Raw genomic sequence first — 20394 nt, 5'->3', positions numbered from 1 at the left:
AGAGAGGTTATGACATCATGAAAAAACTGGGCTATAAATGGCTTATTATTATATATATTGTTGTACTTATTGGAATAACAGTTGATTATTATACTGGGACCATCACCAACCAGGCTGTACCTGCACAAGCGTCAGCAAAAAATGGCATCATTAATTATACAAGTGATGCCTATGATTCCTTTACTGGTTGGGCTTGGTTTATAGACCCTAAAACCAGTATGAGCATAGGTGTGGCTAAGGATGGCTTTTTGGCTAAATATGGTCCGAAAATACATCCCATCGATATAAAAAATCCGAAACCATGGGACGGAGGGGAGTATTACTGTGATCCAGACACCATCATCATGGCACGGACTAAATCTACTCATAATATTGTTTATGGTGCTTACTTGGAATGGGAGAAAGATAGGTATCTTAGCGATGACAGCCAGTTAGCACGATCGTCGTTCCGATATAATCCACTGGCAGGATTGCGAGACAATCTGCTCCCTGAGGTCGCTAAATATGTTCAGCCTTTGAATTTAGACATCCGTGAGGATCATACTCTGGTATCAGGAAAACCATGGGTGGAAACGACAGTTCAAATTACAAATCGGTACACTGAACCGGCTGATATATTATATATCTACCAAGATGCGGCTTATATGTGGTTACCCGATCAAAATCAGATTAAAGTTCATCCTTTGACGGTTAATGCGAACACAGGTGTCACTAGCAATCAATTTGAAGCGATTCTTACTTCCGAGAAAGTGGTGGTAGGAACTTATCATCAAGAAAAAAATGTTTTCGGGGGTATTTACACCGATAACCAACATGCTTTAGTTGGAGTCTCCTCACAATATCTATTATTTACAGAGAAGGAAGACGATACAACAATTGAAAGAAAATTCGTGGATAATACGCCAAGAACAGTCGAAGAAACAATTACATTAATTCAAGAACAGAGTAAAAATCCGGATGGTAACTATAAAGTCCGGTTTGTCGCATTTCCTGTGATGAATTTGGAGCCAAACAAATCTGTAACGCTTCGATTCTACCGAATGGGTCTCCAAGACGTAGCAACAAATGATATGAATGCAATGGCTCAAAAGATCATTCAAAATATGCCGCAATAATTTCAGGAGGGTTTCTGTTGAAAATAGGAGTGTTTGGCGCCGGATATGTTGGCCTGGTTACGGCAGTATGTCTTGCAGATTTAGGATTTGATCTATGGGTGGTTGAGAAAAACAAAGCGAAATTGGATAAATTAAGGGCTGGAATCAACACCATCTACGAAGCCGGACTAACTGAATTGCTAAATAAGAATATCGAACTTGGTCGAATTCAGTTTACCGACGAAGGGAAGTTTGTTGTAGAAAACAGCGAAGCCATCTTTCTTTGCGTTGGTACGCCATCCAGACCGGATGGCAGTGCAGATATGTCTCAAATTGAATCGGCTATGAAGGAAATTGTTGAGCAGACTGTACAACTTGGACAATACCGACTTGTTGTTGTGAAAAGTACTGTGCCGGTTGGAACATCTGCATGGCTTAGGAAAATAGCATCGATGTATGCCAGAGGCCATGAAAGTTTGATAGATATTGCTTCTAATCCGGAATTTTTGCGTGAGGGCGCCGCAGTGAAAGACTTCATGGAACCTGATCGTATCGTACTTGGATGTTCTAGTGAAAGAGCTAGAGAATTGTTAACATATATCTACCAACAGTTTGACTGTCCCAAAATTGTGACCGATTCAAATACAGCAGAAATAATTAAATATGCAGCAAACTCCTTTTTGGCGACTAAGATTTCTTTTATTAATATGGTTGCTGATCTATGTGAATCCGTTGGAGGAGACATTTCCCAAGTAGCAGAAGGTATGGGGTACGATAAGCGAATCGGTAAAGAATTTTTAAGAGCGGGTATTGGCTTCGGTGGTTCTTGCTTCCCGAAAGATCTGCGGGCCTTTGTACACGTGGGTCAATTGCATAACCTGAATTTTAGCTTGCTTGAGGAAGTTATTAAAATTAACCAGAGTCGTCCTCAACGTGTTATCGCTCGTCTGAAAGAAATGTTATGGGTGCTTCAAGGCAAAAAGATAGCTGTATTGGGACTTACGTTTAAGCCTAACACAGATGATGTAAGGGAAACTCCGGCAGCAGGGCTGATAGCTGCTTTAAAGGCTGAGGGCGCTATTGTTTCTGCAACGGATCCCATTGGAATAGATAATTTTAAAAAAATTTATCCGCTAGAAGCAAAAGATGTACATTTTCATGAAAAACCGGAAATGGCACTTAAGAACAGCCATGCTGTCCTACTGGTAACGGACTGGCCGGAATATAATCAATTAAATTGGGCAGGAATCCGTAATGAAGTCGAACTTCCTCTTTTTTTGGACGGTAGAAACTTCTTGAAAAATCAAACGGGATTAATAGATGATTTTTTATACACCGCAGTTGGAAGCAAGTCAACTGGGGGTAATTAAGTGTATTTCAATAATATCCAAATATTAAGAGGATTTGCTGCTTTAGGTTGTCGTTTTATACCATACCAATGTTTATTTACAAATGATGGGTAGCGTAAAGAGTGATTTTTTTGGACTTTTTGGTGTGAATTTTTCTTACGGGGTTTATTTGTTTTTTGTCATTTCTGGTTTTATTATGGGCATCTTCTTTCTGAAAACAGCGAGCGTTTCTTAGATAGAAGAGTATTGAGAATATATCCACTTTTTCTACTTGCTGTAGTAATTGTTCTGTTCCTAAAAGTTCTGATATTTGGTTCTGTTGAAAACCAAAAGTTATTGATGGCTTTATTATTATTACCTAGTGGAGAGATCAAATATCCGATAAGTATAGAGTGGTCTCTAATTTATGAAGTGTTTTTTTACTTGGTATGCAGTATCTTTAGTTTTAAATATACAAAATAATATTTTTTTCCGTTACTAATTGTTTGGTTGTTCTTCATCTATTTGGGTATTAAATATGAAGTTCCGACATTAATGAAGCCAACTTTTGATAATATCTTTTTCTCAAATTTTAACATTTTATTAATTTTTGGTTGTTTAGCATATTTTACTTACAAAAAGTTACCGAATAATAGAAGTATCGCGTATCTTACGTTAAGTCTTGCATTAATCACATATACAGTTTATTTTTTTCTTAACTCTAACAAGATCTTGTCCAATATCATCCATAGTTGGTGCCCGTTCTGCTCTGTTAATTGTAGGACTGACGCTGTATGAAAGAATTCTAAGCTTGTCTCAAAAACAACAAACTAAGTTGATATTTGTCAGAGAGAAGTTGATCAAATTTGGTGATTATTCGTATGCCTTATATCTTACGCATGTTGCTGTTATTACAATAATTTTCAGTTACGCCAAAAATTATTTAAATATCCAACTAGGTACTCATATTGCAATTATTGCGTTGCTGGTTGCTTTAGCAGTTGGTTGGAAATATGGGGAATTCGATTTCTATTTACACAAGGTTTTGAAACACAAAATCCTTAGAAAAACATAACTCAGTCAATCTTTTATTTATAGGGGGTATTAACTTGAAAGGAATTATTCTTGCAGGGGGTACTGGATCTCGACTTTATCCACTTACTAAGGTAACTAATAAACATTTGCTCCCAGTTGGGAAGTATCCAATGATTTTCCACGCAGTCCACAAACTAAAAGAAGCGGATATTCATGACATTCTCGTTGTTACGGGTAAAGACCATATGGGCGATGTCGTTAATCTGCTTGGAAGCGGAAGCGATATGGGAGTTACATTCACTTATAAAGTTCAAGATGAAGCCGGTGGAATCGCACAAGCGCTTGGTCTAGCAGAAAACTTTGTTAACGGTGATCAGATGGTTGTTATCCTTGGAGATAATGTGTTTTCCGACAGTATAGCCCCTTACGTCTATAACTTTAGGAAGCAACAACGCGGGGCCAAAATTCTGATTCAAGAGGTTCATGACCCGCAACGTTATGGTGTACCGGAACTTAACGGTGAAAATATAGTTTCAATTGAAGAAAAACCTAAACAACCGAAAAGCAACTACGCTGTAACCGGTATATATATGTATGACAGCCGTGTGTTTGATATCGTGAGAACTTTAAGACCATCTACACGCGGAGAATTAGAAATTACGGATGTAAACAACGCTTACATCGAATCGAACGAATTGACTTACGACGTTCTCCAAGGATGGTGGACAGATGCGGGTACCCATGCTTCGTACATTCGAGCAAATGAGTACGCTAAAGATTTAGTATTCGGGCAAGAATTCGGGAAATTAAAACTCTAAATAAAGAGGACTCAAATTATGAGAATTATTGAAACAAAATTATACGGTGTGAAAATTTTGGAACCAAAAGTATTTGAGGATTCTCGCGGTTTCTTCATGGAAAGCTATAACCGAGAAAGTCTCGAAAAAGCCGACATCTTATATCAATTTGTTCAAGATAATCAATCTTTATCGAAAGAAGTCGGAGTGCTCCGAGGGTTGCATTACCAGTTGAACCCAAAAGCACAGACAAAGTTAGTGAGAACACTGACAGGTGCCATCTACGATGTTGTGGTGGATATTCGCAAAGACTCACCTACATTCGGTCAATGGATTGGTGTAATCTTAAGTGAATGGAACAAACGCCAACTGCTGGTACCGAAAGGATTCGCACACGGCTTTTGTACGATTATGCCGAATACCCAAGTCTTCTACAAAGTGGACGAGTACTATTCACCGGAGCATGATCGCGGTATTGCATGGGACGACCCCGATTTAGGAATTGACTGGCCTAGCACATCTCCAATACTTTCCGACAAAGATCAGAAGCATCCAAGATTAAAAGATGCAGAAATTAATTTTTAGAAAAAGGGAGTACATCTTGTGAGAATCTTAGTTACAGGTGGAGCAGGCTTTATCGGAAGCAATTTTGTGCTTTATATGCTGAAACAACAACCAAGCTACCGGATTATTAACCTAGACGCACTTACTTATGCCGGTAACCTAGAAAACCTTTCCGAAGTACAGCAAGAATCAAATTATCGTTTTGTTAAAGGCGACATTGCTGATGCTCAATTGATCGATACGATTTTTCAAGAAGAAAAAATCGGTGCTGTCATTAATTTTGCAGCCGAGTCTCATGTGGATCGCAGCATTACGGAACCGGAGATCTTTGTGAAAACTAACGTGCTCGGCACTCAAGTACTCTTGGATGCAGCAAGGAAATACGGCGTTCAAAAGTATATCCAAATCTCGACCGATGAGGTTTACGGAACATTAGGTGAATCTGGGTTGTTTTCCGAAACTACACCGTTGACACCAAACAGTCCTTACTCGGCAAGTAAAGCCGGCGGCGACTTGATGGTTCGTGCGTACCACGAAACTTATGGTTTACCGGTTAACATAACGCGTTGCTCTAATAATTACGGTCCATATCACTTCCCGGAAAAGCTTATTCCGCTTATGATTACGAATGCTCTGAACGATCAACCGCTTCCGGTGTACGGAGATGGGTTGAATATCCGTGACTGGTTGTATGTAGAGGATCATTGCAGTGCAATCGACTTAGTTCTTCACAAAGGCGTAAACGGTGAAGTTTACAACGTAGGTGGCAACAACGAGCGTACCAACATTGATATTGTGAAGCGTATCCTGAAAGAGCTGAACAAATCCGAAGGCTTAATTAAATATGTTCAAGACCGTCCGGGACACGATCGAAGATACGGAATCGACGCTACAAAAATTCGAACGGAACTCGGCTGGCAACCGGCATATGATTTCGAATCCGGAATTGATAAGACCATCCAATGGTATCTTAATAACGAAACCTGGTGGAAACGAATTAAATCAGGCGAATATTTGGCATACTATGAAAAACAGTACGGCAACAGATTAGGTGCTGTACAATGAAGGTATTAATAACAGGAAGTCATGGCCAGTTGGGCCGTGACGTCGTTAACGCATTTTCTCCAACCTGTACTGTTTTTGCTTTTGGCCGCGATGAACTTGATATTGCAAACACAGAACAAGTGAATGAAAAGATTAGCGCAGTAAAGCCAGACATTATCATTCATTGTGCGGCATATACGGCAGTCGACCTTGCGGAAACGGAAACCGATAAGGCATACCAAGTGAATGCTATAGGTACAAGGAATGTAACGGTGGCTGCTGAGAATGTCGGAGCTAAGATCTGCTACATTAGCACTGATTATGTGTTTGATGGTAAGGGAACATCTCCGTATAAGGAATATGACTCGACAAACCCACAAGGCGTATATGGTCGATCTAAATGGGCAGGCGAACAACTAGTTCAAAGCCTCTCCACAAAATACTTTATTGTGCGGACGTCCTGGGTATTCGGTAAGCATGGGCAAAATTTCGTTAAGACAATGTTGAAGTTTGGCAGGGAAAAAGGTTCGCTAAAGGTTGTTAATGATCAAATCGGTTCGCCGACGTATACGGTTGATTTGGCGGCTTTCCTAAGTGAACTTGTATTTACCGAGAAATATGGTATTTATCATGCATCCAATAGTGATATTTGTTCATGGTTTGACTTTGCAAAGGAAATTTTCACACAGGCTCGTGTAACCGTGGATTTAAATCCTTGCAAAACTGAGGAGTTTCCACGGCCTGCACCAAGGCCGGCGTATTCTGTTATGGACCATATGGCAATACGAACTAACGGATTTAAAGATTTGCCTCCATGGCAAGATGCGCTTAAGCGATTTTTGCGTGAAATCGGAGAGATCGAGTAATGCCTACAGTGAGCGTCCACATAGTTACTTATAACAGCGCGATGGATATTAAAGGATGCATAGAATCGGTACTGTCGCAATCATTTGTCCCGACTGAGATAGTTGTCGTGGATAACGCATCGACGGACGGAACCCGAGAGAAACTCACGTATTATAGCAACATCCGAATCGTGCTTAATGACACAAATAATGGATTTGCAGGCGCTCACAATCAGGCCATTAGAATGACTGATTCAGATTACCTACTAGTTTTAAATCCGGATGTTACGCTGCATCCGGATTATCTTTTGCATTTGATACAATTCATGCAAAGTAACCCTATGTTCGGGACCGCCACTGGACTGCTGTTAAGGAAAGGCCTAAATGAAGAAGTCGATAGCGTCGGTATTACTGTACATAAAAACCGTAGAGTGTTCGATCGTGGAGCGGGCAAACATCCAACGCTTTATCAAGAAAGTGCAGAAGTATTCGGTGTGTCGGGGGCGGCCGCACTCTATAGAAGAGCTATGGTTAAAGAAATAAGTTGGAACGGTCAATTCTTTGACGAAGATTTCTTTGCCTACAAAGAAGACGTTGATGTTTCTTGGCGTGCGCAGTTGTTAGGGTGGAAAGCATATTATTTGTCCGATGCCCTTGCCTTCCATGAGAGAGGTTGGAAAGAGGGGACACGCTTTAGCAGGCCACTATTTGTCAGAAGACTATCATATGTCAATCGGTATAAGATGATATTGAAGAATGACAGTTGGGGACATTTATTGATTCATCTGCCATATGTTTTACCTTATGAAATTGCCAGCCTGGGGTATGCTTTGCTTAAAGATCCGAAACTTCTTGTTGCTTGGGGCGATTTTTTTAAAAAAATATCCGAATTGCTTTCAAAGAGAATGTGGATTCAACAACAGCGCAAAGTCAATTATAAAGATATATATAAATTCTTCGTATAATTTGGGAGTCTTTTCATGGACTTATCTATTATTATTGTCAACTACAACACTAGACAATTAACTTTGGATTGTATATCTTCCTTACTTCAATCCGAGACATCATATAAATATGAAATTGTTTTAGTAGACAATGGGTCATCCGATGGCTCTGTTAATGCTGTTCGATCGCAATTCCCTTCAGTGAACATCATCGTGAACACGGAGAACGTCGGCTTCTCAAAAGCAAACAATCAAGGAATACAACGTGCAACAGGCCGTTATGTACTCCTACTTAATTCGGATACCGTTGTTGAACCATCTACACTAAGTGCGATGATCGACTTCATGGATCGAAATCCGGATGTCGGAACAAGCGGCTGCAAACTGGTTTTACCGGACGGTACGCTCGACGAAGCATGTAAACGCGGTTTCCCGACGCCGCTTGCTTCGTTTTACTATGCTTTTGGCTTCTCGCGGCGTTTTCCAAATGAGCCAAAATATAATCAATACAAGCTCTCACATCTTAATCCCAATGAAGTGCATGAGGTAGACTGCCTGGTTGGGGCGTTTATGATCGTAAGAAGAGAAGTCATTCAGCAAATCGGTGGACTTGATGAAAACTTCTTTATGTACGGTGAAGATATCGATTGGTGTTATCGGATCAAAGAAGCCGGCTGGAAAGTTGTATACTATCCTAAGACAACAGTAATTCATTACAAAGGCGCTAGCAGCAGGCGGAAACCATTGAAAATTATTTACGAGTTCCATAGAGCTATGGTACTTTTTCATAGAAAACATTATTCACGCAAACATTCAATTGTGGTAAATTTTCTGGTTTATGCAGGAATATCCACAAAATTTTTGATTTCATTAATGAAAAATATCATGAAAAATATAATATAATGGGAGTACCTAGAAAGAATAATTGAGTGGTGGAATCGAATGATTCGAAGAAGTTCCGGATTTTTAACGCAAATGTATGCTTTAACGGATTTTATTACCGTACAAATTGTTTTTTTTCTTGCTTGGTGGGTCAAATTTGAAAGCGGCTGGTTGGAGTATGAAAATCCCCTGCCCTTACAAAGTTACTTCCTATGGAGCCTTATTTACGGTGGCATTGCTGTTGTAACAGGGTTTACCGTCGGCTTTTATACTCCGAAACGCAGGAAGAGATTTTCTTACGATCTAATTCGAATTATTCAAGTTCATCTGATTAGTTTGCTTGGATTGCTCAGCATTTTCTTCATGCTTAAGATTGTAGATATTTCCCGTGAGTTCCTTGCTTTATTTTTGATCGGGAATATGTTTTTCATAACAAGCTATCGGTTAGTTGTTAAAGAAGGACTTAAGAATATACGGGAACAAGGATACAATAGACAATTCGTCCTTATTCTTGGTGCAGGTACATTAGGTCGGCGGTTTTATGAGAATTTGCTTCATTACCCAGAGTTAGGGTATGAAGTTATAGGATTTTTAGACGATTTTCATAATGAACATCCATCGCAGTACAGCGATTATAAACCGATCATCGGCGGTATCGATCGATTGGAGTCTGTTTTAAATGATACACTAATCGATGAAGTGATAATTGCTTTACCCCTTAATGCACATGAAAAATTCGGGACGATAATCGCAGTATGTGAAAAAGCGGGAGTAAAAACACTAATAATCCCGGATTATTTCGATTATTTACCGGCTCGTCCGTATTTCGATAATTTTGCCGGTATTCCGTTGATTAACGTACGCGATATTCCATTGGATGAGTTGAGAAATCGAATTATTAAAAGATCGTTCGATATTATTTTCTCATTAGTTTGCATTGTCATTACTCTTCCTTTGTTGTTACTTATCGCAATTGGTATTAAACTAACTTCCCCTGGTCCGGTCATCTTTAAACAGGAGCGAGTCGGACTAAATCGAAGACGGTTTAATATGTACAAGTTCAGAAGTATGCTCCTTCAAACCAATGAACAATCAGACACGGAATGGACTGTAGAAAACGATCCCAGGCGAACAAAGTTTGGCGCCTTCCTAAGAAGGACCAGTCTGGATGAACTTCCGCAGTTTTTTAACGTATTGTTGGGACATATGAGTGTGGTAGGCCCAAGACCGGAACGGCCGTATTTTGTGGAACAGTTTAAAGAAGAAATCCCGAAATACATGGTAAAGCACCATATTCGCCCTGGGATTACCGGTTGGGCGCAGTCAAATGGATATCGAGGCGATACATCGATAAAAGAACGCATTAAACACGATATCTTCTACATTGAAAATTGGACTTTTTTCTTCGATATTAAGATTATTCTAAGAACTATCATTAATGGGTTAATTAATAGAAATGCATATTAATCTGGAGGGCAAGTTGTGAAAATCAAAAAAGCAATCATTCCCGCCGCCGGACTGGGTACCAGATTTCTTCCCGCTACGAAAGCGCAACCTAAAGAAATGTTGCCGCTTGTTGATAAACCAACGATCCAATACATCGTTGAAGAAGCAATTCAATCCGGGATCGAAGATATTCTAATCGTAACAGGGCGGGGCAAGCGGGCGATTGAGGATCATTTTGACTACTCGGTGGAGCTTGAAGAGGCTTTGTTGAAAAAAGAAAAGAAGGAAGTTGTCGACGAGATCAGAGCGATTTCAGATCTGGCGGACATCCACTATATCAGACAGAAAGAGCCTAAAGGATTAGGACACGCCATCTGGTGCGCGAGAAAGTTTATCGGTGATCAACCTTTTGCAGTACTTCTTGGTGATGATATTGTTGTGTCTGAGGAACCTTGCTTAAAGCAGCTAATATCTCAGTATGAGATCAACCATGGTGCGGTTCTTGGAGTCCAAGAGGTATCACCTGCTGAAGTTTCTAAATACGGGATCGTTGCTCCGACTGCAGTCATCGGGGAAGGGTTGTATCAAGTCGGTTCGTTAGTGGAAAAGCCCGCTGTACATAAAGCCCCCTCCAATATTGCCATTATGGGGCGATATATCCTTACGCCTGAAATATTTGAAATCTTAGAAGCTCAAGAGCCGGGAGCAGGCGGCGAAATTCAGTTAACGGACGCAATAAATAAGCTAAATCAAATTCAACAGGTGTTTGCGTATACTTTTGCAGGTACTCGTTACGATGTCGGGGATAAGTTCGGTTTCATCAAAGCAACCATTGATTTTGCTTTACAGAGACCGGAATTGAAAGATCAGGTTGAAGAATATATAGCAAAATTGGTTGAGCAGCGATTGTTGGCGAAAAATTTATAAAGTTGAACGCGAGAAAAATTCAGCTGTATTGCGGATCGGTAAGAGAGCTATAAGCGCAGTAAGCCCCTATTTTCCGCCAGCAGCTTGCATGAATTACAGAGACCTAGAACTTTACCTTGTTCATCAGAATAAAAAGCGAGTCGATCCGTTTTATTTCGGCAAAAGGAGCAAACTTGCCCTTTTGCTGTTTTTTGTTTTTTATTGAGTTTTTTATTCAGCTCTATAACGTTATTTGCGCCGCCAACTTCCTTCACACTATTTTTCTTAACCATAACCCAAATAAGAAAGATTACTAACACTGAAACTCCTATATAAACCCAAAGCATAAGCATTCCTCGCACTAATTTTTATTTGTTATTTTGATGTAGAGCATCTACATAGTCAAGCTGTTGGTATAATGGTTAAAGATTGCAACACGTAACGGAAAGGAAGACTACCCACTACGACCATGATTAGAATGACAAAGAAACGAAGACTCACACCTGCACTGAAGGCAGGCATCGCAGCAATCATCATAGTAATTGCGGCCGCAGCCATATTCCACCGTCCTATTCTAACGCAAGCGGGAAACTACCTCAAACTCGACTGCACGTCACTGCCGGAGAAAGCAGACGCGGTCATTGTGCTCGGCAGCGACGTAGGGGGCGAGCGGACGCGCAAAGCGGCTGAGCTTTACAAGCAAGGGATCGCGCCCAGGCTGATCTTGTCCGACGGCACCCGCATGTCTTGGCGGACGATGGCGGTCGACGAAATGTACGCTCTTGCGGCGGTGTCGGGTGTACCGGAAGAAGACATTTTGCAGGAAAAGAAATCGCGGAGCACATACGAGAACGCGTTGTATACGAAAGAGATGATGCTGGAGCAAGGCTTCGATTCGGCGGTCGTGGTGACGGCGGATTGGCACGCAAGGCGTTCGAAGCATGTCTTTGACAAAGTATACCTGGGCACCGGAATCACGCTCAATTATTGTGGGGCGCAGGACAGCAGCAGCGATTTCGACAATTGGTGGACGGATGGGGAAAAGCAGCAGACGGTGCTGACGGAGTGGGCAAAAACGATCATTTATTGGGTAAAATATTGAGGATTCGCCGGCTTCCTAGTGCGGGAGTCGGTTTTTTTGTGAATGCACAGTCATTTTACGCCGGCATAACATTCCCGATGTAAACTGATATTAGCTTTTTACAAGGAGAGGTTCAACGGAAAAATGCGGCGGTTACATCAACGAATTGCGGTATTGGCGGCGGCTGTTGGTATTGTTGGGATCGTTTTGCCGATTTATGGTGGAGATGGGGTAGCGGCAGGCAGTGAAAAGCCGGAGAACATTGTCCTTACATGGGAGAGCGATCCCCGCTCGTCCGTTAGTGTAACTTGGAGAACATCCTCTGCGTCCGCCGCAAATAGTGTTGTTGAGATTGTTTCGGCGGAGGATGGCGGTACTGCAAAACGTTTTTCCGGGACAAGCTTTGCCCATAAGACCGATGAAGGCGCCATGCGCATCCACGAAGTCGATATCTCGGGCTTGAAGGCCGGAACATCCTACACATATCGCGCAGGCGACGGAACGGAGAGCGGTTGGTCGCAGCCTGGAACGTTCAAGACGGAAGAGGAAGATGAGGCCCGCTTCACATTTCTGTTCACCACCGATACGCAGGCGGTCCCGAACGCATCGGCAACGAACGGTTACGGCATATGGGGCGAAATATTCGGCAAAGCGCTCAAGCAATATCCGGATGCGAAGTTTATGCTGCTCTCGGGCGACATTGTAGACTATGGCAATAAGCAGCGGCATTGGGATTTTTGGTTTGAGGCGGCCAAAGCGTACTTGCCGCGGCTTCCGATCGTGCCGGTGGTCGGCAACCACGATGCGGTCGGGGAGGGAGAGGCCAATTTCCGGGCGCAGTTCCAATTGCCGCGCAACGGACCTGCGGGTGAAGAAGAGCTGGCGTATTCGTTCGATTACGGGAATACGCACATCGCGGTCCTCAATTCGGAGGGCGACCTGGTCGCGCAGGCGGCATGGCTCAAGAAGGATATGAACGCGTCGGACAAGCTGTGGAAGATCGTGTCGATGCATCATTCGCCGTTTCCAAGCCACCCGGATCGAATGAGAGAGTCCCGGAAATACCGCAGCAAGCTCGTGCCGGTCTTTGACGAAGCCGGAATCGATCTCGTGTTGACGGGCCACGACCATGCGTATATGCGCTCCTGGCCGCGGATCGGCGGCAAGTTCAAGCGCGGGGCGGCTGCGTTCGGAGGCACGACGTACATCATTGGCGGCACGGCGGGGCCGAAGTTTTACAGCATGGCGAATTACGGCTGGATGCGGGTGAAATTCGACGAGAACATTCAGATATACTCCGGCATAACGGTTGACGGGAACGAGCTTCGAATGAAAGTGACGACCCGGGACGGGCGGACGGCGGACGCGTTCACGATGCGAAAATTTTCGCGGAAATACGGCACGTATGCGGATGTTGGACCGTCACACTGGGCTTACGGAATTTTGCGCGAGCTTACCGGACAGAACATCTTTAGCGGCGCGACACTTACCGAGTTCCGTCCGCAGCGGCCCGTCACAAGGGCTGAATTCGCAACTCTTCTCGTAAGAGCTTTAGGGCTTGAGAAGCAATATGTGGGGAAGCCGGTGCTGTTCCGGTTCAATGATGTGGGCGTCGAAGATTGGTTTGCGTATACGGTCCACGTTGCTGCGGAAGCGGGAATCGCAAGCGGCATGACGGTTGACCGGTTTGAGCCGAATCGCGCGATTAGCCGCGAAGAGATGGCGGCGATGCTCATGCGCGCTTACGGGGCGAAAGCGGATTCGGCAAAGCCGGAGCCGGCCGCGTCGGCGCCGTTCGCCGATATCGGCGAGGCTTCCGGTTGGGCTCGGATGCACATCGTTCAAGCATCCGCGCTTGGACTCGTCAACGAAACCGGTGCGTTTAAGCCGAAGGATAAGGCAACCCGCGCCGAGAGCGCAGCTGTTATCTACAACTTGCTTCATTCCATAAGATAAGCGGTGCAGCATCGAATCGCCGGTTACCTTTAAGCGGGAGCCGGCGTTTCTTGTCCAAATATTTTTACGTGTACCCCCAAAAAACTACACCATTAGACGAATTCCTATATCAGCAAAAAGTACTACATAACTAGGGAGGATTCAAAATGATGAAAGAAACAACTTGGAAGAGCAAAGTGGTATGGCTTTCGATCGCGGCAATGGTAATGAGCTCGGCTATGGGAGCGGCAGCAGGCGCTGCGCCGGACAAAGCGAAAGGCAAAGCGGAGACGAAGGTGGAAGCAAAGGCGGATGCCAATGCAGATGCGAAGGCGGACGCTTCGACTACGGTTACTACAGAAGTCGATGCCGATGCTACAGTGACTGCAGAAGTTTACGGCAACACGCAAGGATTGCTGAAGGCGATCAAGAACCTCCAGGGTAAGCCTGCAGAAGCAAAGGTGAAAGCTCTTCTTGAGCTTCGCGGTGTGACTGCTGAAGAGATCGCTGCGGCGCTGGAAGCGAGCGGCGACGTTGAAGCTGCGGTAATTGCACAAGAGGAAGCAGTAGCTGAAGAGCCGACGGATGTCGCTGCGGTGCAGGTACTTGCGAAACTGTTGAACAAGGCCGGCAAGAAAGGCATTAAGGCGTTCGTCAACGGCAAGCAGCCGAAGTTCGATGTGCAGCCGTTCGTGAAAGAGGGCCGGACGCTCGTGCCGTTCCGCGCGATGGCGGCTTCGTTGGATGCGGAAGTATCCTACGATGCGGCAACGAAGACGGTAACGGTTATTCGCGGCGACACTACGGTGAAGCTGACGCTCGGCAGCAACGTTGCGCTTGTTAACAAAAACAAGGTAACCCTTGACGTAACCGCTGAAGCGGTGCAAGGCCGTACGGTAATTCCTCTGCGCTTCTTGAGCGAAGCGCTTGGCGCGGAAGTGACTTACGATGCGGAAACGAAAAGCATTATCGTAACTGAAATCGCAACCGAATAATCATCATCCGTTAACAAAAGCCTGAGGCGCAAGCGATTAGCCGCCTTGGGCTTTTTTTACGTAAATTAAAAATAGCCGACAACCTCGCTGTTCAGGTTATCGGTTATCTACGACTTGAGATAACGTTTCAACTGTTCATAAAAGTTTTCTCGCATACCGGCTAATATGACTACGATCAATTCGCCTTCCACATTCTCCTCTACGCGATAAGCTATTTCGTAATTGGTGCCTTGATATGAAACATCGTAACCAAAAATACCGGCTAAATCGCCAGTTTTTGTTGTCCGATATATTGATCGTTCCGGATGGCGGTAATTGCGTCCAGATATACTTTCTTCAGCGGTTTCTTGACAAGTTTTTTAAAATATCATTCAGCCGGCTTTAGGTACGCAACGGGAAGCATCTAGTTCTCCATCACGTCGCCAAATAGTTGTTTTGTTTTCTTGTCGCTGGTAGAATTGTCAGAAACTTCTCGAGATTCGGCAATCAAGTGTTTGATTGCATCGCGGAATTGTACTTGCTTTTCCCTGAATTTAGCGAGCAGTTCATCTCCGGTGAGTCCTTCATTGATCAGGTCTTCCAATATAAGATCCGCAAAATAATCGTTGCCGTTATTTTCTCGAACAGGTCTTATTATAATGTTGTTACCTTGGATGCCAAATCAATTTCATCTTTTATCCCGGCTTGCTCAAAAAATTTTTGAGGTATTGTCACCTGACGTTTGTGAGAGACTCGTGCACGTTTCCATTCCATACGTTCCACCGCCTCGCTCATCATTGCCATATTATACCCCATTGTACTCATTTTTGTTAAAAACGAAAGTGTATCATGTGATAAAATAACAGAAACAGGGTTTTGATTGGAGGTTCGTCATGAAGAAGAAAAATGTCCCCGGTATCGCTGCCGAGTCGCCTGTAACATATGACGTATATGCCTCATTGCCTGACGACGGGAACCGTTACGAGGTGGCGGACGGCGTGCTGGAGCTGATGAGTCCTGCGCCGGGCACACTTCATCAGGTTATCAGCTACGAATTGCAATCCAAGTTAAATTCGGATTGCAGGCAAGAGTACATCATAATTAACGCGCCGATCGATGTAATCTTATCCGATACCGAAGTCCGTCAGCCAGATCTCGTGATGGTGCATCGAAGCCGGATGTCGCTGATAAGTAAACGCGGAATTGAAGGCGTGCCCGATCTGGTTGTGGAAATAATGTCGAGCCATTCCCGCAAGCGGGATAAGGTGCACAAGACGAAAGCGTACGCCAAATACGGCGTTCCGGAATATTGGATCGTGGATCTTTCCAACTATACGCTCGAACAATACGTGCTGAAGCAAGGAATATATGAGCTTATAGACGTGTATGAAGGAGAGGAAACGGTCCGCTCGGACAAGCTCGCTTGCGTTTCATTTTCGATGGGAGAAATCGTCAGGCAATTGCCCGATGTGTTGCGTGAATGAATAGTCCGATTCTAATTGAAGCCTAAAGCGGCAATCTATTGCCTCTTTGGCTTTTTTTCGTTTCCTTGAAGTTGCTTGCGAAGCGCAAAGGCGAGCTGCGGCATGTTTTTCTTATAGAAAGCTTAATATTCAGTTAATACCCTGGTTACAAACTTCCCATATTCTACTTTACATCATAAATAAATATAGAATAGTGGGGAGAGTCGTAACTATGCTGCAAAGTAAGAGAGTCCTTGCAGGACTGCTGACATTGTTCATCGCCGTCGGCGGATGCGCCGCCGCCAATGAACAGCCTGCCGCGCAACAAGCGGCTGAATCGGCCGGAGGACAAGCATCGGGCAAACTGTCGTTCTACACTTCGCAACCGGAGGAAGACGCGACGAAGCTGGTGGAGGCGTTTAACAAGAAGCACCCGGACGTGCAAGTCGCGACGTTCCGGTCCGGGACGGAAGAGGTCATTGCGAAGGTGTTGGCTGAGAAAGAGGCGGGAGGCGTGCAAGCGGACGTTCTGTTGGTCGCCGACGCGGTCACTTTCGAAGGCTTGAAGAAGCAAGATTTGCTGTTGTCTTACAAATCGCCCGAATTGGACAAGATCCCCGAATCGATGGTCGATCCGGACGGTATGTATTCCGGCACGAAAGTGATCTCCACGGCGCTTGCCGTCAATACGGAGAAAGTGAAAAGCATGCCCGACTCTTGGTCCGTGTTGGCATCCGCCGAGAATAAAGACGCGGGCATCATGCCTAGTCCGTTGTACTCAGGCGCCGCCGCGTACAACGTAGGCGTGTTCACGCGCACCGACGGGTTCGGATGGGATTTCTTAGATGGAATGAAGGCCAACAATATGTCGGTGGTCAAAGGCAACGGAGCGGTTATGAAGGCGGTAGCGTCCGGAGAGAAATCGTACGGCATGGTCGTCGACTTTATGGTCGTGCGCGAGAAGGCCAAGGGCTCGCCCGTGGAGCTTGTGTATCCTTCCGAAGGAGTGCCGGTCATAACGGAGCCGGTCGGCATTATGAAGGATGCGAAGAACATGGAAGCCGCGAAAGCTTTCGTCGATTTCGTGCTCTCCGAAGAAGGGCAGAAGGTGGCCGCCGAGATTGGCTATACGCCGGTTCGCGAGGGCGTGCAAGCGCCTGAAGGGTTAAAAAACGTATCCGAATTGAAAGTGCTGTCCTCGGATATTTCGGTATTGACCGAAGCCCGTGAAGAGGATAAGAAGCAATTTACCGCATTGTTCGGACAGTAAGCGGATTGGAGCGGGTTCATCATGACGAATTCTAATCCGGGAGCGATTCGGGCGGGCAAAAGGGTCATTCTCTTGCTCGCCGCCGTTTCGCTTATTTTTTTCTTCATTTTGCCGGTAGTTAAATTGATATGGTTAAGCTTTCGTTACGAAGGCGGCGTCTCCATAGCGAATTATGCGGAATTACTCCAAGAATCCCGAACTTGGAAGACGATGGCCGACACTTTCGTCATAGTTTCGGGCGCGACCGTTCTATCCGTACTGCTTGGGGCGGCATCGGCGTGGATAATGGCCTATACCGACGTGAGGCATAAGAAGGCATTGCACGCGGCAATGCTGCTGCCGTTCATCCTTCCGTCCTATGTTTTGACGCTGTCATGGTCGTCTTTCATGGGCGCGCAAGGCTTCGCCGCGCAGCTGCTCCAAGCGTTCGCGCCCGATGCGAAACCGTGGAGCATGTACAGCGTCGGAGGCATTATTTTTGTGATGGGTGTGCACCATTTTCCGTTAGTATATTTACTGACCGTGAACGTGTTGAGGAAAATACCGAGAGATTTGGAGTGGGCCGCGAGAGCGGGAGGGGCGGGAGCGATCAAGACGTTCTTGTTCGTAACGGTACCTCTTGCACTTCCGGGATTGGCAGGCGGCGCGCTGCTCGCTTTCTTGGCCGGTCTCGACAATTTCGGGATCCCCGCGTTCTTGGGCATTCCCGCTAACATTTCTGTCTTAAGCACTCTTATATATGAAGAAATCATCGGGTTCGGTCCGTCCGCTTTTGCCAGGGGGGCGGTGTTGTCGGTAATGCTTGGTGTCGTGGCTGTGACCGGAACGCTTCTGCAGTGGCTTGCCGTTAGGAAAATCAAATCGGCCGAGACGACGGTTCATGCCGACGACACTGCGCGTTATAAGCTGGGCGGCAATCGTCGCCTGTGGGCGGAGACGCTGCTATGGCTCTTCCTGGTCGCCGTTACGGCGGTTCCGCTTCTTTCCATGCTCGCGACTTCCTTGAAGAGGGCTTATGGGCTGCCATTTACCGTTGAAAATATAACGTTTGCGCATTATCGGTACATTATGCTGGAAAATCCGAAAGTATGGCAGTCCATTGTAACGAGCCTCGAGCTTTCCGCTGCGGCGCTTGCCGTATGCTTGGTTGCGGGGACATTGTTGGCGTACGTCCGCGTGCGGCGGCCTTCCCGGCTTGCCCGTCTCGCCGAAGCGGTCGTCGGAATACCTTACGCGCTTCCCGGGATCGTGTTCGGCCTGTCGATGATTCTCGTATGGATGGAGCCGTTGCCCGGGTGGAGGCCCGATATTTACGGCACGGTGCGCATTTTGTTTATTGCTTATGTGTGCCGCTTTCTGATTTTGCAGCTTCGCGCAAGCATTGCGGCTTTCGCGCAAATCGACCCTTCCGTGGAGGAAGCCGCGCGCATATCCGGGGCCGGCCGATGTAAGACTTGGATGTTCGTACTGCTGCCGCTGCTTCTGCCCGGACTTATCGGCGGCGCGGTTCTTGTCTTCTTGACGGCTCTTACGGAATTGACCGTATCCGCGCTGCTTTGGTCGCCGGGCGCAAGGACGATCGGGGTGGCCATATTTAACTTTGAGCAGGCCGGGGATACGGTGTATTCCACCGCGCTGTCCGGTTTGGTCGTCGCTATGATCGCCGCGGGCATGGGGGTTGTAGGTCTATCGCAAAAAGCATTGCAGAGAAAAGGAGTCCGCCGCCCATGAGCATAGAGATGATCGGAGTCGGCAAACGATTCGGAAGCTTTGAAGCCTTGAAATCCGTTGATATCGCTTTTGCGGACGGGGAATTTGTCGCGATTTTCGGTCCGTCGGGCTGCGGCAAAACAACGCTGCTTCGCCTGTTGGCCGGGTTTGAACAGCCTGATGCCGGCGAGATTTACATGAACGGGGCGCTCGCCGCCAAACCGGGCTTCGCGCTGCCGCCCGAGAAGAGAAGGATCGGCATGGTGTTTCAAGCATTCGCATTATGGCCGCATATGAATGTGACCGAGCATATCCGGTTTCCGATCCGCCACCATCGCGCAACGCCTCAATCGATACGAATCCGCGAGAACGAACGGATCGGCGAGGTCTTGAGCATGACGGGATTAAACGGACTTGGCGGCCGGATGCCTCATGAATTGTCCGGAGGACAGAAGCAGCGGGTAGCTCTTGCCAGAGCGGTTGCCGCCGAGCCGTCGCTGCTGCTGATGGACGAGCCGCTCAGCAGCTTGGATGCCATGCTGCGTCAGGAGATGCGCCGGGAAATTCAATCCTTGCATCGCCAAACCGGTACCGCCGTCCTGTACGTCACGCATGACCAAAGCGAAGCCCTGGCCATGGCCGACCGCATCGTTGTGATGAAGGACGGACGCATCGAACAGGCCGGTCCGCCTGAAGAAATATACTTGCGTCCGCAATCCGAGTTTGTCGCAAAGTTCGTATCGAGAGCAAATCTTGTCCGCGGACGGTGGGAAGGCGAAGCTTTTATTCCGGACGGCTCCGGCGGTGATGTAGAATGGAAGGGCGGCAGTGTGGCGGACTGCTTTAAATGCCGCGGCATTTACCCGGTCCGTCCCGAACAGCTGCGTTTGAGCCCGCCCGGGGGCGGTCCGGGAATTGCCGGCGAAGTGGCGAACGTGCAATTTCAGGGGAAAGAGTTCCATTACCATATTCAAGTGGAGCAGCATCTTTGGGAAGTGTATTCGCCGTTGCGTTTTAGGTTGAATGAGAGGGTCGTTGTTAATATATCGGAATAAAGGTTTAAACAAACTATCACA

20 protein-coding genes are annotated in these 20394 nt (G+C 46.0%); 17 read left to right on the top strand and 3 right to left on the bottom strand.

What is annotated here, in order from left to right; genetic code table 11:
• The first annotated feature begins 17 nt into the window (after positions 1 to 17).
• The 10 genes from JET16_RS28135 (at position 18) to galU (ending at position 10906) form a co-directional block, all read left to right on the top strand.
• Positions 18 to 1115, top strand: coding sequence for a hypothetical protein (locus tag JET16_RS28135; RefSeq protein ID WP_199624273.1), 1098 nt, complete (start codon positions 18 to 20; stop codon positions 1113 to 1115).
• 17 nt (positions 1116 to 1132) lie between these two features.
• A complete protein-coding gene (locus JET16_RS28130; protein ID WP_199624266.1) occupies positions 1133 to 2464 on the top strand; it encodes a UDP-glucose dehydrogenase family protein in 1332 nt (443 codons plus the stop codon).
• Positions 2465 to 3531: 1067 nt separating this feature from the next.
• A complete protein-coding gene (locus tag JET16_RS28125; protein WP_199624245.1) occupies positions 3532 to 4275 on the top strand; it encodes a sugar phosphate nucleotidyltransferase in 744 nt (247 codons plus the stop codon).
• Between the two features lie 18 nt (positions 4276 to 4293).
• On the top strand, positions 4294 to 4839 hold the full coding sequence (gene rfbC, locus JET16_RS28120) for a dTDP-4-dehydrorhamnose 3,5-epimerase (protein ID WP_199624242.1): 546 nt from the start codon (positions 4294 to 4296) through the stop codon (positions 4837 to 4839).
• An 18-nt stretch (positions 4840 to 4857) separates the two neighbouring features.
• Complete coding sequence (gene rfbB, locus JET16_RS28115; protein ID WP_199624239.1) at positions 4858 to 5883, top strand: dTDP-glucose 4,6-dehydratase; 1026 nt, start codon at positions 4858 to 4860, stop codon at positions 5881 to 5883.
• A complete protein-coding gene (gene rfbD, locus JET16_RS28110; protein ID WP_199624236.1) occupies positions 5880 to 6728 on the top strand; it encodes a dTDP-4-dehydrorhamnose reductase in 849 nt (282 codons plus the stop codon). Before rfbB ends, rfbD begins: the two co-directional genes overlap by 4 nt.
• Entirely contained in the window at positions 6728 to 7672 is a 945-nt protein-coding gene (locus tag JET16_RS28105; RefSeq protein WP_199624233.1) for a glycosyltransferase family 2 protein, read from the top strand. The genes rfbD and JET16_RS28105 overlap by 1 nt, the downstream gene beginning before the upstream one ends.
• Before the next feature lie 15 nt (positions 7673 to 7687).
• Positions 7688 to 8554 (top strand): glycosyltransferase family 2 protein, encoded by an 867-nt coding sequence (locus tag JET16_RS28100; protein ID WP_199624230.1) that lies wholly within the window; start codon positions 7688 to 7690, stop codon positions 8552 to 8554.
• Between the two features lie 39 nt (positions 8555 to 8593).
• A complete protein-coding gene (locus JET16_RS28095; RefSeq protein WP_199624227.1) occupies positions 8594 to 10000 on the top strand; it encodes an undecaprenyl-phosphate glucose phosphotransferase in 1407 nt (468 codons plus the stop codon).
• Positions 10001 to 10015: 15 nt separating this feature from the next.
• The gene (galU, locus tag JET16_RS28090; protein WP_199624215.1) at positions 10016 to 10906 is read left to right on the top strand and encodes a UTP--glucose-1-phosphate uridylyltransferase GalU; all 891 of its coding nucleotides are present in this window, start codon (positions 10016 to 10018) and stop codon (positions 10904 to 10906) included.
• A 47-nt stretch (positions 10907 to 10953) separates the two neighbouring features.
• Here the strand turns inward: galU and JET16_RS28085 are convergent, their stop codons facing one another.
• Entirely contained in the window at positions 10954 to 11232 is a 279-nt protein-coding gene (locus tag JET16_RS28085; RefSeq protein WP_199624213.1) for a hypothetical protein, read from the bottom strand.
• 131 nt (positions 11233 to 11363) lie between these two features.
• Between JET16_RS28085 and JET16_RS28080 the strand changes: the two genes are divergently transcribed.
• The 3 genes from JET16_RS28080 (at position 11364) to JET16_RS28070 (ending at position 14896) form a co-directional block, all read left to right on the top strand.
• A complete protein-coding gene (locus JET16_RS28080) occupies positions 11364 to 11987 on the top strand; it encodes a YdcF family protein (RefSeq protein ID WP_199624212.1) in 624 nt (207 codons plus the stop codon).
• Positions 11988 to 12110: 123 nt separating this feature from the next.
• Entirely contained in the window at positions 12111 to 13922 is a 1812-nt protein-coding gene (locus tag JET16_RS28075; RefSeq protein WP_199624211.1) for an S-layer homology domain-containing protein, read from the top strand.
• Positions 13923 to 14068: 146 nt separating this feature from the next.
• On the top strand, positions 14069 to 14896 hold the full coding sequence (locus JET16_RS28070) for a copper amine oxidase N-terminal domain-containing protein (protein ID WP_199624210.1): 828 nt from the start codon (positions 14069 to 14071) through the stop codon (positions 14894 to 14896).
• A gap of 107 nt (positions 14897 to 15003) precedes the next feature.
• On the opposite strand, the gene JET16_RS30410 is transcribed toward JET16_RS28070, so the two are convergent.
• Both JET16_RS30410 and JET16_RS28060 read right to left on the bottom strand, forming a co-directional pair.
• Positions 15004 to 15153 carry a type II toxin-antitoxin system RelE/ParE family toxin gene (locus JET16_RS30410; protein WP_325176795.1) on the bottom strand — a complete coding sequence of 50 codons (150 nt, stop codon included), beginning with the start codon at positions 15151 to 15153 and terminating at the stop codon, positions 15004 to 15006.
• 146 nt (positions 15154 to 15299) lie between these two features.
• Positions 15300 to 15479, bottom strand: coding sequence for a hypothetical protein (locus JET16_RS28060; RefSeq protein ID WP_199624209.1), 180 nt, complete (start codon positions 15477 to 15479; stop codon positions 15300 to 15302).
• Between the two features lie 289 nt (positions 15480 to 15768).
• On the opposite strand from JET16_RS28060, the gene JET16_RS28055 reads away from it, so the two are divergent.
• The 4 genes from JET16_RS28055 (at position 15769) to JET16_RS28040 (ending at position 20373) form a co-directional block, all read left to right on the top strand.
• Positions 15769 to 16359: a Uma2 family endonuclease gene (locus JET16_RS28055; RefSeq protein ID WP_199624208.1), complete on the top strand. Its 591-nt coding sequence runs from the start codon at positions 15769 to 15771 to the stop codon at positions 16357 to 16359.
• A 211-nt stretch (positions 16360 to 16570) separates the two neighbouring features.
• Complete coding sequence (locus tag JET16_RS28050; RefSeq protein ID WP_199624205.1) at positions 16571 to 17608, top strand: ABC transporter substrate-binding protein; 1038 nt, start codon at positions 16571 to 16573, stop codon at positions 17606 to 17608.
• A 21-nt stretch (positions 17609 to 17629) separates the two neighbouring features.
• On the top strand, positions 17630 to 19339 hold the full coding sequence (locus JET16_RS28045) for an ABC transporter permease (protein WP_199624203.1): 1710 nt from the start codon (positions 17630 to 17632) through the stop codon (positions 19337 to 19339).
• On the top strand, positions 19336 to 20373 hold the full coding sequence (locus JET16_RS28040) for an ABC transporter ATP-binding protein (protein WP_199624200.1): 1038 nt from the start codon (positions 19336 to 19338) through the stop codon (positions 20371 to 20373). Before JET16_RS28045 ends, JET16_RS28040 begins: the two co-directional genes overlap by 4 nt.
• The last annotated feature ends 21 nt before the right edge of the window (positions 20374 to 20394 follow it).

The sequence above is a fragment of the Paenibacillus alkalitolerans genome, from assembly GCF_016482785.1.
Classification (GTDB): domain Bacteria; phylum Bacillota; class Bacilli; order Paenibacillales; family YIM-B00363; genus Paenibacillus_AE; species Paenibacillus_AE alkalitolerans.
The sequence above is the reverse complement of the archived record's forward strand: the minus strand, read 5'-3'. Positions and strand labels throughout refer to the sequence as shown.